Source organism: Pseudomonas sp. H3_E04 (genome assembly GCF_054668915.1).
In genome coordinates, this window is the sequence record NZ_CP162797.1 from 83,306 (window position 1) to 98,505 (window position 15,200).

Sequence of the window (15,200 nt, forward strand, 5' to 3'; positions counted from 1 at the left end):
GTTTCACTCTTGTAACAACAGAGCTAAGAACATCCTAGAGCGTAGCTAAGAAAAAATTTTCATAAGGCTTATTCCAAAAAAAACTTATGCGGTTTTTCAAAAGCAGCACATTGTTCAGCTCGAAAGCCTTTGTTTTATGCGCTTTAGGGAGCTCGAAAAGGCTTGAGGAAAGTTCCATTCACTTTGCGAGACACTGCGAAGTACTGCTGAAGGGGAGGGACGCGTAGCGGCAAACGAGCGACATTTTTTTGTCACTCGGGTGATTCACCACCGTTACGTAGCGCTAGTGGGTCGATGGATTGAACAGGGTTGGCAAGTGCTTGATGGCGCTGACAATTCTCTTCCAATGAGGCCTGCGAAACGAACTGTCGAGGGTGCGAGCGTCGCCCCCGGCAACCCGATTGAGCCATGGGCTGCTTCGCGAACCTGTGCCGACGGTGGTCGGCAGCGGAGGATTTCACATGGCAACGCTCATCGGTACGGTCACAAAAGTCATTGGTCAGGTGTTCGCTCAGGCGAGCGACGGCATCAAACGCCCGCTATTCGAAGGCGATCGTTTGTACGCCGGCGATCAACTGATCACTGGCGCGGAAGGCGCGGTGGCGGTGAAGCTGCAAAACGGCGAGGAATTGACCCTCGGCCGCGGCAGCAGCATTACCATGACCGGCCAACTGCTGGCCGACCAGGCGGTGCCGGTGAATGTCGACGAAGCGCAGACCCCAAGCCAGGCACAGCTGACCGACGTCGAGCAGATCCAGAAAGCCATCGCCGCCGGTGAAGACCCGAGCAAAACTGCTGAAGCCACCGCTGCCGGTCCCAACGCGCCCACTGGCAATACCGGGGAACTGGGCGGCGGGCACAGCTTCGTTCTGCTCACCGAAGTCGGCGGCCGAGTTGATCCGATCATCGGTTTCCCCACCGCCGGCTTCAACGGCATTCCCGAATTTCCCGAGTATCGTCGCGACGCCGACAACGACAATGGCGACGACACGCCGGCGCCGGTCGTGGTGCCACCGCCACCGGTGAACAACCCGGTCATCCTCAACGGTCTCGATGCGGCGGGCGGCGAGCTCAACCTCAATGAAGCCAATCTGCCTGACGGTACAGCGGCCAATCCGGGCGCTCTGACTCAGAGCGGCAGCTTCACCGTCTCGGCAGCGGATGGCTTGAACAGCCTGAGCATCGGCGGCATCAACGTGATTGTTGGCGGCGTGCCGATCGGCTTTCCCCAGTCGATCACCACACAACTGGGCAACACCCTGACCATCACCGGTTACAACGCGGCCACTGGCACGGTCAGCTACAGCTACACACTCAACGGCAACGAAACTCACGCGGCCGGCGACGGCGTGAACAACCTCAGCGAACAGTTCACCGTGATCGCCACCGACGGCAATGGCGACAGCGCCACTGGCACGCTGGACGTGAATATCACCGACGACGTGCCCAAAGCGTTTGACGACGCCAACGGCATTGCCTCGGAAACCTTGCTGACCCTCACCGGAAACGTGCTTACCAACGACGTGCAAGGTGCCGACCGTGTACCTACCGGCCCGGTTACGCCTGGCACATTTACCGGTACTTACGGCACCTTGGTTCTGAATGCCGACGGCACCTACACCTACACCCTGAACACCAGCGATGCCGATTTCAAAGCCTTGACCGGTGGCGGCAACGGCACAGAGACCTTCGCCTACACCATCACCGATGCCGACGGCGATAGCAGCAGCGCCAATCTGGTTTTGCAGATCCACAACAATGACGATCCAGTCATCATCGACGGCCTGAACGTCGCCGGTGGCGAGTTGACGGTTTACGAGAAAAACCTCACTGACGGCAGCGCCCCGGACGCTGGCGCGCTCACCCAAAACGGCACGTTCACCATCACTGCACTGGACGGTGTCACCACGCTGACCGTCGGCGGCATCGCCGTGGTCACCAACGGCTTCGCCGCAGGTTTCCCGCAATCGATCACCACGCCCCTGGGCAGTACGCTCACTATCACCGGTTTCAACGCGTCGACCGGCGTGGTCAGTTACAGCTATACCCTGACCGATAACGAAGCGCACCCGAACGCCAACGGCGCGAATAATCTGCCTGAGCAATTCGCAGTCACGGTAGTCGATGACAACGGCACGACGGCCACCGGCACCCTCGACGTCAACATCGTCGACGACCTGCCGAAAGCCAACGATGACAGCAACGGTACCGCGTCAGAAAGCCAGCTGACCCTGACCGGCAACGTCCTGACCAACGACGTGCAAGGCGCCGACCGCGTACCAACAGGTCCAGTCACGCCGGGCACTTTTACTGGTACTTTCGGTACGTTGGTTCTGAACGCCGACGGCACCTACACCTACACCCTGAATACCAGCGATGCCGATTTCAAAGCCTTGACCGGCGGCGGTAACGGCACTGAAACCTTCGCCTATACCGTCACCGATGCCGACGGTGATACCAGCACTGCCAACCTCATTCTGCAGATCCACAACAACGACGATCCAGTCATCATCGACGGCCTGAACGTCGCCGGTGGCGAGCTCACGGTTTACGAAAAAAACCTCAGCGACGGCAGCGCCCCGGATGCTGGCGCACTGACGCAAAACGGCACGTTCACCATCACCGCGCTGGACGGCGTGACCACGCTGACAGTCGGCGGCATCGCCGTGGTGACCAATGGCGTCGCCGCAGGTTTCCCGCAATCGATCACCACGCCACTGGGCAGCACGTTGACGATTACTGGTTTCAACGCTGGAACCGGCGTGGTCAGTTACAGCTACACCCTGGCTGACAACGAAGCGCATCCGAATGCCAACGGTGCCAACAATCTGCTTGAGCAGTTCGCGGTCACGGTCGTGGATGACAACGGCACCACCGCCACCGGTACCCTCGACGTGAACATCGTCGATGACCTGCCGAAAGCCAACGACGACAGCAACGGTACCGCCTCGGAAAGCCAACTGACCCTGACCGGCAACGTCCTGACCAACGACGTGCAAGGCGCCGACCGCGTACCCACCGGTCCAGTCACACCCGGCACGTTCACCGGTACTTACGGCACCTTGGTTCTGAACGCCGACGGCACTTACACCTACACGCTCAATACCAGCGATGCCGATTTCAAAGCCTTGACTGGTGGCGGCAACGGCACCGAAACCTTCGCCTACACCATCACTGACGCCGACGGCGATACCAGCAGCGCCAACCTCGTTCTGCAAATTCACAACAACGATGATCCGGTGCTGCTCAACGGTCTCGACGTCAACGGTGGCGAGCTAACCGTCTACGAAAAAAATCTCAGCGACGGCACCAGCCCCAACACGCCCGCGCTGACCCAGAGCGGCACGTTCACCGTCAGCGCTCTCGATGGTCTGCAGACCCTCACGGTCGGTGGTATCGCCGTGATCACTAACGGCGTGGCTGCGGGTTTCCCGCAATCGGTGATCACCCCGCTGGGCAGCACTTTGACCATTACCGGTTATGACCCGGCAACCGGCGTGGTCAGCTACAGCTACACCCTGGCCGACAACGAAGCCCACCCGACTGCCAGCGGCGCCAACAGCCTCACCGAGAACTTCGACGTCGTCGCGACCGACACCGATGGCAGCAGCGCCAGCGGCCAGATCAACGTCAACATCGTCGATGATTTGCCGACTGCGCATGCGGACGCGGCTTCGGTAGCGGAGGGCGGCACCGTCAGCGGCAATGTGCTGGATAACGATATCGGCGGCGCTGACGGCCCGGCGGTCAGCGGTGCAGTGGTCGGCGTGCGCGCGGGTGCCGACACTTCGACCTCGGCCATCGGCGGGCTAAATTCGCAGATCAACGGCACCTATGGCTACCTCACGCTTGATGCCAACGGCAACGCCGTTTATCACAGCAACCCCAATATGGTGAACGGCCCGGGCGCGGTAGATGTGTTCACCTACACCGTGCGCGATTCCGACGGTGATGAAAGCACCACGACCATCACCATCGATGTCTACAACAGCTGCTTGAAAGCGGTCAGCGACACCGATGTCACCGTTTACGAAAAAGCCCTCGACCTGAACAAGGACGGCCAGGATCTGGCGGCGGGCAGTGTGGTCGGCAGCGATCCGAACAGCACTGGCGAAACCGCTTCCGGCACCCTGGTCGGTTCGGTCACCGGCGCGGTCGGCGCGATCAGTTATGCACTGGTCGGCAGCGCCACCGGTAACTACGGGCAGATCGTCCTTAATGCCAATGGCACCTACACCTACACCCTGACTTCGCCAGCGACCACCACGCCGCACGCCGACGACGGCGCCAACAGCCTGAGCGAAACCTTCACCTATCAGGCCACCGATTCGCTGGGCAATGTCGTCACCAGCACGATCGTTGTGAGCATCGTCGATGACGTGCCGAAGGCGCTGAATGACAGCAATGCCGACAGCGCAACAGAAGCCCGGGTGACCCTGAGCGGCAACGTCCTCGACAACGATGTGCAAGGCGCCGACCGCGTCGCCAGTGGCCCGGTCACCGCCGGTACGTTCACCGGCACTTACGGCACGCTGGTGCTCAACGCGAACGGCACTTACACCTACACGCTGGACGCCAACGACGCCGACTTCAAAAACCTCCACGGCGGCGGCAACGGCACGGAAACCTTCGCCTACACCCTCACCGATGCCGACGGCGACACCAGCACGGCCAATCTGGTGCTGAACGTCCATAACAACGACGATCCGGTGTGCCTCGATGGCCTTGATGTGAAGGGCGGCGAAATCACCGTCTACGAGAAAAACCTCAGCGACGGCAGCAACCCCAACACCTCGGCGCTGACCCAGAGCGGCAGCTTCACCGTGATCGCTCTTGATGGCCTGCAAACCCTGACGGTCGGCGGCATTGCCGTGATCAGCAATGGCGTCGCCGCCGGTTTGCCGCAGTCGGTGGTCTCGCCGCTGGGCAGCACCTTCACCGTCACCGGTTACGACCCGGCCACCGGCGTGGTCAGCTACAGCTACACATTGGTCGACAATGAAGTTCATCCGAACGCCAGCGGTGCCAACAGCCTCAGCGAGAGCTTTGCTGTGGTCGCCACCGACACTGACGGCAGCACCGCCAGCGGTCAGATCAACGTCAACATCGTAGACGATTTGCCGACTGCCCATGCCGATACCGGCTCGGTGGCCGAGGGCGGCACGGTCAATGTCAGCGTGCTCGGCAATGACCTCAGCGGTGCCGACGGCGTCGCCACGGTGGTCGGCGTGCGCGCTGGCAGCAACACCGCGACGTCGGCCAGCGGTGGGCTCAATAGCAACATCAACGGCAACTACGGCTACCTGACGCTCGACGCGGCGGGCAACGCGGTTTATCACAGCAATCCGAACTCGGTGAGCCCGCCGGGCGCGACCGACACGTTTACCTACACCATCCGCGACAGCGATGGCGATGAAAGCACCACGACGCTGACCATCAATGTCGCCGACAGCAAACTGGTCGCTTCGGTCGATCAGGATGTCACGGTCTACGAAAAAGCCCTCGATTTGAGCAAGGATGGCGCCGACCTGGCTCCCGGCACAGTCACTGGCAGCGAACCGGGCAACACCAGCGAAACCGCCAGCGGCACGCTGGTCGGTTCGGTCAGTGGCGGCAGCGGCGCGATCACGTACACCCTGGTCGGCAACGCCACCGGCAGTTACGGACAACTGCAGCTCAACGCTGACGGCACCTACACCTACACGCTGACCTCAGCGCCGAAAACCGCACCGAATGCCAACGACGGGCCGAATACCCTGAGCGAAACGTTCACCTACAAAGCCACCGATGCGCTGGGCAACAGCACCACCAGCACCCTCGTGGTGAACATTGTTGACGACGTGCCGAAAGCCGTTGCCTCGGATCGCTCGGTAACCGCAGTGGAGATCGATTCCAACATCCTCATCGTCCTCGACATCTCCGGCAGTATGGCTGATGCCTCTGGCGTGCCGGGCCTGTCGCGGCTGGCACTGGCCAAGCAAGCCATTGGCGCCTTGCTCGACAAGTACGATGATCTGGGCGATGTGAAAGTGCAGTTGGTAACGTTCAGCAGCAATGCCGCCGACCGCACCACCGTGTGGGTCGATGTCGCCACCGCCAAGACCCTGCTCGCCGGCCTCAACGCCGGCGGCGGCACCAATTACGACGCCGCCGTGGCGGTGATGCAGAACGCGTTCAACACCTCGGGCAAACTCACCGGGGCGCAGAACGTCGGCTACTTCTTCTCCGACGGCAAGCCCAACGAGGGCGACATCGGCACGGCTGACGAAGCCGTGCTGAAAAACTTCCTCGACGCCAACAACATCAAGAACTATGCAATCGGTCTGGGCAGTGGCGTGAGCAACGCCAACCTCGATCCGCTGGCCTACGACGGCATCAACCACACCAACACCAATGCGGTAGTGGTCACCGATCTCAATCAGCTCAACTCGGTATTGTCCGGCACTGTGCAGGGCGCGCCGGTTACCGGTTCGTTGCTGGGCGAGGGCGGTTCGTTCGGTGCCGATGGCGGTTTCATCAAGTCGATCGTGGTCGACGGCACCACCTACACCTACGACCCGAAAGCCCTCAGCGGCCAGGGCGCGTTGACCGCGAGCGGCGGCGCCAACCACGGCACCTTCAACACAGCGAACAACAGCGTCAGCATCGCCACCAACAACAGCGGCACGCTGGTGGTCAACCTCGACACCGGCGAATACAGCTACACCTCGCAGAAAACCACCGCCGTGGTGATCACCGAAAACATCGGCTTCACCGTCAGCGACAACGACGGCGATCTGGCCAGCTCCACGCTGACCGTGAAAGTGATCCCCAACGCGCCGCCAGTGGCGATGGACGATCACGTCATCACCAACGTGCTGTCGGGCAACATCGTGGTGCCGGGTGAGCTGCTGCTTGCCAATGACACCGATCCGAACGGCGATGCGCTCAACGCCACACCCACCAGTTTCAACACCGGTTGGGTGTCGAAAGCGGCGGACTTCACCGGCACCGGTCTGATCGGCTTCACCGGGCAGAGCAACAGCGCCGCCAACCAGAACCTGGCCAACGTGCGCAGCGCCTTCAGCGCCAATGCCGCGACCATGACCGCCGTGCTGGTGGTCAGCGGCTACCTCGGCGCGGTTAGCAACAGCAATGCCAATGACGAGGACCGCATCACCGTCAACCTGCGTCAGGGTGAAACCCTCAATCTGGATCACAACCTCGCCGCCGGTCATGTCGGCATGGAGTACTCGCTCAACGGCGGCGCCTGGACCGCGCTGGCGGACGGGCAAACGCTTACCGCATCGGCCGACGGCGTCTACCAGATCCACATCACCAACATTGCCAACGCTACCGGCAACGGCAACCCGAATGTGGCGGAAAGCTACCAACTGACCATGACCCTCAACTACGCCGGCGCGCACGACATCACGCCGGACTACCACGGCACCTACACCGCCAACGACAACCACGGCGGCAGCGACACCGCCAACCTCAGCATCAGCTATCAGGATGGCCACACCCTCACCGGCACCGCTGGCGACGATGTGCTGGTAGCGGGCAGCGGCAACAACGTGATCAACGCCGGCGACGGCAACGACGTGCTCAGCGCAGGCTCCGGCAACAACGAAATGCACGGCGGCGCCGGCAACGATTTGCTCTACAGCGGCGCCGGCAATGACCTGCTCGACGGCGGCACTGGCAGCGACACCGCCAGCTACGCCCACGCCACAGCCGCCGTCACCGTCAACCTCGGCCTGCTCGGTGCGCAGAACACCCTGGGCGCCGGTACTGACACGCTGACCGGCATCGAAAATCTGCTCGGCTCGAACTTCAACGACAGCCTCACCGGCGACGGCAACAACAACGTGATCAACGGCGGCCTCGGCAACGACTTCCTCAATGGCGGTGCTGGCGATGACTTGCTGATTGGTGGCATGGGCAACAATACGCTGACAGGCGGGGCAGGGGCGGACACCTTCCAGTGGCTCAAGGGCAACAGCGGCCACGACCTGATCACCGACTTCACCCCCGGTACCGACAGGCTCGATCTGTCGCAACTGCTGCAAGGCGAAAACGCCAGTACCGCGTCGCTGGACGACTATCTGCACTTCACCGTCAGCGGCAGCGGCGCCTCGGTGATGACCAGCATTGACGTCAGCGCCATGGCTGGCGCCGCGCCGAACCAGACCATCGACCTTGCCGGCGTCAACCTCGCCAGCCACTACGGCGTGACCCCGGGCGCAGGCGGCATGATTGCCAGCGGCCACGACACGGCGACGATCATCAGCGGCATGCTCAATGATCATTCGTTGAAGGTGGATACGGTCTGATCTGAGGTCTGAAACAACAAAACCCGCCGCCCCGTTGATTCGGGACGGTGGGTTTTGTCCGTCTGCAGAAACGTGTTGTCTCTAAGTCAGTCTTCGCGAGCAGGGGGCGCGGTGAAACTGCGGGAGCGAGCCTGCTCGCGAAGGGGGGCGGCTTGGACAGCGCATAATCTCGTCGCGCTGCCCCGACCCCATATTATCTAGCCCCCCCATGCAAATTGCCTTCCGACAAGCGGTAGCAATACCTGTAATTTCTGACAGTAGGCAGGAGGTCTTCAACGTCGTTAAATCAACTCAAGCAGCGACCCATCACACCTGGTGATTTGTGCATGTTCTGCTTGGGATGAGGCGAGGGAGTTCGTTCAATGCAACGCTCTGAATACACGGATGATGACCTGCTTGAGATACCTCAAGTGCCTGCCATCCTCAAGGATGCAGAAGGCAAGGAAAGTCCCGAAGGGCTGTTGCCGCGTTCCGCTTTGGCCGAAGATCTCACCGTCGTCATCCCGGATTGGAGCGCTCCCTTCGAAGATCCCATTCCCTTCATCGTTATCATCAGTTGGGCAGCACGAGGCGGTGCGTTCACGGAAGTCTACCGTGAATCTTTCGACGATCCCGGAGAGAAGACGCTGATTGTCCCAAGGGAGAATTTGAACTTCGATCACGGCACTTATTCCCTGTCGTACAGAGTCAGCTACGGCGGCAACCCGATGGACTCAGAGATCAAGCGAGTCACAGTCGACAGATCTCCGCCGAATGACAATCAGGAACCTGACCCTCTGATTCTGCTGGATCTGGCGGGCGACATCACTGACGACTACCTCTCGCAGCATGGCGAAGTACGGTTTCAGGTACCGCTGTATGTCGATGTCCGGGCCAAGGATCGTGCGATTTATTACTGGACGGACCACCCGGATCCCCTGGATTCGGAAATCGAAATAGCTGAGCAGGAGTTCAGTCAGGAGGACATCGACGAGAAACGTCTGATCATCGCCATGATTGAGGCAGATATTCGTGACAGCGGTCCTGGGCAGCGCTTCATCTACTACCGGCTCCGTGACTGGTCTGGAAATCGCGGGCCGCGCTCAACGTTGCTGCCGGCTTTCGTCGATCTGAATCCTGCCCCGGGCAAACTCAAACCGCCGAAGGTGCCGTTGTCAGCGCGTGGTTTCATCGACCGGCAACATGCCCGTGAAGGCGCAGTAAGCCAGCGGGCTGTTACCGTCGAAATAGATATGTATGAAAATCCGGATCCGACCGACAAGGTGTTGATTAACTGGAACGGTCACGAACTTACTCCGCTCGACGTCGATCCCGCCAAGTTCCCGCAAGTGGCTGTCGTGCCCTGGATGACCCTGACAGCAGACGGACTAGGGCCACTGAACATTCGCGTGAGCTACCGCATACAGCGCGGCGGTACGCCGACTTTGCCATCAGCCGATACGCGGGTGATGGTGAATCTGACAATCGCTGGGCAGGATCATGCCAACGCCCCGGCACTATTGAATTCCACGTTGGCCAAGCTGGAAGTTTACGGTGCCATATCAAAGCAGCCCAACAAGCTGTCAACCGTCGATTTCGGTGAGCCGGCCGAGGCGCGCTTGGCGCTTTATGACAATCCACAACCGGGTGAAAAGCTTTTCCTGTATTGGGGCACGATAATCACGCCCGTCGCCGAATATGAAGTGGTAACCGGCGATGTCGCGGGCAAGCCGATCATTTTCAGTGTTCCTTGGGGGGCGATCGAACAGGACAAAGTGAATCCGTCGCTGCCGACCTGGTATATCACCAGTAATGGCGTGAACCTGCAGCAGGCGCAAGTGACGGCCGTTGATGTTGCGATCATCGTGATCGAGAACTTGCCGGAGCCTACATTTCCTCATGCCAACCGTGATGGCGTACTCCACTGCTGCAGCAAGCCCAGATTATGGGAAGGTGTCTTCGTACATGTCGCCGGCAATGATGCCTTTGATAAAGACGATATCGTCGAATTGTCCTGGCTAGGATGTGCCGGTCTGAATGGAACCGATCCGATTGAAGGAACGGACGAAACATTCAAAACAACGCTGACCGCCGAGCAGGCTCGGGAAGGTTTTGATGTGCATGTCAGTGACTACGAGCGTCTGATTGCGCCCATGGTAAACAACGGCTCGGCGCTGTGCAGTTATCACCTGAAAAAAGCCAACGGTGGCATAGGCAACTCAAAGCCGGAGTTTGTCATTATCAATCGAACGTGGCCGAGTGGCGAAGTTTGCGGTCCGGATAACGACCTGTGTGAGGTGTAGTTTCCAAGTGTATTGACGCGGCTTGGTCGAAGTTAATCAAAGGCTTTATTCGAATTTTTTTCACCCATGCAGTCATTGTGTAAAAACTCTGGCAAGGAAGCTGTTCGCCCTGTGCCAGTCAAAAGAAGTTGCTCAGAGGATAACAAAAGATGACCAGTATTCACTCGTTGACACCGGCGCAGAACCGCGAACGTTTCTTTGGTGTTCGTTTTCGCAGCCCGAAGGCTGCGGCATTACCCCCGGAACTTCATCCGGATAATCCGCTACTCCCTGATGAAGCGGATGATGCTCCAAACCAACTGCACTCGCGCTTTCAAGGATTTCCGCTGAAAGTGCAGATCCCGCGATTTGCCGAAGCGGATGATCCAAATGGTGTTCAAGGATTTCTTGAACTTATGTGGGATGGCACAAGCATACCTTCTACGCGAGTCCGTTTCACAACTCCGGTTGATTCAGGTACTACGGTGTTTGATCTGGTTTTACCGGAAGGCTACACATCATCCTCAGGACCTCATGAGTTGAGTTATGTGTTGAATTTTGGCGGTAACCCATCGGAAGTAACGCCACTCGCAATCAACATTGATGCAACAGCACCAATAGCTTTCGGCAAGGCAACTGTTCCTCCTGAGGTGGAGAGAGACGGCATTACCAAAAAATACCTCGACGATAACGGGTTCGTATTGGTTACCGTTCCAAACTATGGAAGCAAGAAGCTCGGTGACATCGTTGAGTGTCTCTTCGGGTCGAGTTTGCCAATTCCGACGATCATCGGAACAATGACCATAACTGACCCGGCAGCTCCGATAACGTTTGAATTGACCCCCGCACTGGTCGGTACCGAGGAAGGTTTAAGATCCATTTTTTATTACCTCAGCGACCGTAAAGGTAACCGAAACACACCACATTACTACACGGAACTCAATGTCTCGCTGACCGATCCTCCGGAAGGGCTTATAGCACCCAGTATCCCTTTGTTTGATGACGATGCCGACCCCAAACTGGTAGATCTGGCTGATGCCCAGGCCCCTCTGGGGGTCGGTATTCTGGCTGAATATACAAACTATCTGATGGATGTCGACGAGTTGGAAGTGACTTTCGACGGGGTCGTGCAACCGGCGCAGAAGATCAATGCGTTTCCGTTCTACGTGAACATTCCTTATCGGGATGTGTTCAACGGCAACCTCGATGAAAAAAAGGTAGCCGTAAGTTATCGGATCAAACGCCATAACCTGCGCTATCCACTTGGCACAACGCCACCTTCAAAAGACGTGGACGTTGACCTGCGGCGGCCCGGAGATGGCGACGGCGGCGAGAATCCGGATCCCAACCTGGCGTTGGTGACTGTGCAAGGTGCGGTCACGACTACTGCGAATACTCTGCGGGAAGAAGACAAAGACCAGGCTATAACTGTAACTGTTCCGGTTTTCGGCGGTGTCAAAGACAAGGATGTTATGACACTCATATGGAAAGGCGTTGAGGTTACTGCCGCGCAAGGTGGTGTAAAGGTATTGGACGGAACGGAAACCGGAAACTTGTCGTTCAGTGTGCTCTGGGAAGTCGCAGACGCGGGTGGCAATGGTAATCCGCTGCCGGTCACCTACAAAATCACCAACCCTGACATCAATGATAACGAAGTGCACTCACGGCCGCGGGATGTCGACGCGCTCATTCGACCGGGTGTGGTTCCTGAAATCAAGTTTCAGCATCTGGATCCGGACTTCACTGACTGGTTCAACTGTGGCTCACTGCGCCCGGACCCGGTTCTGATTAGATGTGCAGAAGTACTGGTTTCCGGTGGCGAGCCGCAGTTAGCCGATCAAACTCTGGAGTTTGTCTACCAGGGGTATACCAATGCGGAGGGCACTGCAAAAAAAGACGGTACTGAAGAAAAAGTAACTTACACGCCAACGCTGCAGGAAGCGACTGCCGGGTTTGTCGTGAAAATTCCCTATCAGAAAATATTGGCAACGGAGAGTGCGTGGGGCGATATCACTTACTCGGCAATCATTGACGGGCGCCCGGTAAGTGCTCAGCGACACTTGGTCAGGGTACACATGAAAAAAGGCGACGGGTCAGTCTGTGATATCTGATCGTTGAAGTCAGGGAGGCATTCAAGCCTCCCTTTTCTTTAAAGGACTACCAAGTCGTAGGAAGTTTCTGTACGCATAGAGGACTATTCCTACAGCTTTTTATGGGGAGGGCAGGCTACTGTCCGCTCCCGTCAGATGCTATTGAGCTGCTCGGGCCAGTAATTATTTCGAGGTGAATCAATCATGAAAATTTTGGATGTATCACACGTTCGCGTTGTTCCTGCGCGGTCGGGAATAATGCTTTGCTTGCCGGCCGTTTTTTTTTCACTGACTTTGCCCATTCGGCAACTATCGTTGATAACACCACGCTGAATATCGATGCATCGACGGCGTCTACGGATTATCTGGTGCGCAATAATGGCGTGCTCAATGCCTCCGATGCCAGTACCCGATCGATCACGGCGCAGTCCGGTTCATTGCTGAGCATCAATGGCGCCACAGTCGTCGGCAACAACGGTGGCGATGGCGTAACAGTCACCAGTAGTGGAGCAAGCATTGATCGAACGACGGTGACCAGCGATGAAATCGGGCTGGCGGTCAATCGCTCCAGTGTCACCGCGGGTGGATCCACCGTGACGGTGTCCAACAGCCAGATCAGTGGACAACTGATCGGTTCGCAGGTCACGGGCCTGAGCTCCCTGTCATTGACCAATACGCAAGTCATGGGCGCGGCCAGCGATGGCATTGGTGTGAATATCCTCGGTGGGGAAGTGAGTGCTTCCGCGCGTACGACCATCACCGGCCAGGCGACAGGGGTGCGGATGGTCAATGACGCCCTCAATGTGGGAAGCCGTACCCTTTCGCTGGATAATTCCACGGTGGAAGGTATCGGTGGTTCTGCGATTCTGGTGGATCGTGGTACTGAGGCCACGATAAACGTTCTCAACGGGTCCAGCCTTATTGCTGGCAACGGCAGATTATTGGATGTTCAAGGGGCGTCGATCGCGACCCTGAGCGTGGCCAACACCACCTTGAATGGAAACGTCTATGTGGTGGATAACAGCACGGCCAATCTTCTTTTCGACCAAGGCGAAATAACGGGTGACGTTCTTGTCGATGGCAATTCTACCGCTAACGTCACGCTGCAAAACCATTCTCAATTGACGGGTCGCCTCGACAATGTCGACAGCGTGAACATCAACAGCAACGCCAACTGGACACTTGTCGGCAACGATTCGATTGGTGCACTGGGCATGAACGGTGGCATCGTCAGCTTTGGCGCTCAGAACGCCCCCGCTACGTATTACCAGTTGAATGTCGGCACGCTCTCCGGCAACGGGACATTTGCGATGAAGGGCGATTTCGCCAGCGGCGAGCATGACTTTCTCAATGTCGCCGGCGCTTCCTCGGGCGACTTCGCCCTGGCTGTCGCGGCCTCTGGTCTGGATGCGGCCTCGCCACAGCAGTTGACCCTGGTACGTACCGGCACCACCGACGCTGCGAATTTTGCCTTGGCCGGTGAGCAGAGGGTGGACGTCGGTACCTGGTCCTACGGTTTGGCCAGCCGGGAAATCGAGGGGGGAGCGAAGGAGTGGTTTCTCGACCCGACCACCGAGGTCATCAGCCCCGGCGCGCGCTCGGTGCTGGCTTTGTTCAATACCGCACCGACTGTCTGGTATGGCGAGCTGTCTTCGTTGCGCAGCCGCATGGGTGAGTTGCGTTTCAACGGGGGTCAAGCCGGTGGTTGGATCCGCACCTACGGCAACAAGTACAACGTTGCCGATGGTTCAGGTGTCGGGTATCAGCAAACGCAAAAGGGCTTGTCGCTGGGCGCCGACGCGCGTCTGGGAGAAAGCCAGGTGCTACTCGGGATACTTGCCGGTACAAGTGAGTCCGACCTGGATCTGAATAGTGGCACCTCAGGCGCAGTAAAAAGCTACTACGTCGGGCCCTATGTGACTTGGCTGGACAGCGACACCGGTTACTACTTCGACGGCGTGCTCAAGTTCAACCGCTTTCGCAACGAGTCCAAGGTCAATCTTAGCGATGGCTCGCGGACCAAGGGCGATTACGACAACTGGGGGCTGGGCGCATCTGCAGAGTTCGGCCGGCATATCCAACTGGCCAACGACTACTTCGTAGAACCGTTCACCCAGTTGTCGGCCGTGCAGATCCAGGGCAAGCGCTACACACTGGGCAACGAGATGGACGCCGATGGCGATCGCACGCGTTCGCTGCTGGCGAAGGCCGGTGCTACGTTGGGTCGCGAATTCAGCGTCGGCAGAGGCGTTGCCCAGCCGTACGTGCGAGCGGCCATTGCTCATGAGTTCGCTTCGAACAACGAGGTGAAGGTTAACAACAATGTGTTCAACAACGATCTGTCTGGTTCGCGTGCGGAGTTTGGTGCGGGGGTGGCGGTGGCGATGTCGGACAAGTGGCAGGTGCATGTTGATCTGGACTATTCCAATGGCGAGCATATCGAACAGCCGTGGGGAGGGAATGTCGGGGTAAGGTACAACTGGTAATTACCATCTCGTTTATCGAAAAGTGTCTAGTGATCGGCGAGACACTTT

The 15,200-nt window shown here is 58.5% G+C and carries 4 protein-coding genes; all 4 read left to right on the plus strand.

What is annotated here, in order from left to right; genetic code table 11:
- The first annotated feature begins 461 nt into the window (after positions 1–461).
- Positions 462–8,315: a retention module-containing protein gene (locus tag AB4N53_RS00415; RefSeq protein ID WP_460125103.1), complete on the plus strand. Its 7,854-nt coding sequence runs from the start codon at positions 462–464 to the stop codon at positions 8,313–8,315.
- Positions 8,316–8,677: 362 nt separating this feature from the next.
- Entirely contained in the window at positions 8,678–10,597 is a 1,920-nt protein-coding gene (locus tag AB4N53_RS00420; protein WP_460125106.1) for a hypothetical protein, read from the plus strand.
- A gap of 149 nt (positions 10,598–10,746) precedes the next feature.
- On the plus strand, positions 10,747–12,687 hold the full coding sequence (locus tag AB4N53_RS00425) for a hypothetical protein (protein ID WP_460125110.1): 1,941 nt from the start codon (positions 10,747–10,749) through the stop codon (positions 12,685–12,687).
- A gap of 242 nt (positions 12,688–12,929) precedes the next feature.
- The gene (locus AB4N53_RS00430; RefSeq protein WP_460125113.1) at positions 12,930–15,152 is read left to right on the plus strand and encodes an autotransporter outer membrane beta-barrel domain-containing protein; all 2,223 of its coding nucleotides are present in this window, start codon (positions 12,930–12,932) and stop codon (positions 15,150–15,152) included.
- Positions 15,153–15,200 lie beyond the last annotated feature (48 nt).

Excerpts from the sequence above, each read along its gene's own strand:
- AB4N53_RS00425 (WP_460125110.1), top strand. The coding sequence starts at position 10,747 with ATGACCAGTATTCACTCGTTGACACCGGCGCAGAACCGCGAACGTTTC.
- AB4N53_RS00415 (WP_460125103.1), top strand. The coding sequence starts at position 462 with ATGGCAACGCTCATCGGTACGGTCACAAAAGTCATTGGTCAGGTGTTC.
- AB4N53_RS00420 (WP_460125106.1), top strand. The coding sequence starts at position 8,678 with ATGCAACGCTCTGAATACACGGATGATGACCTGCTTGAGATACCTCAA.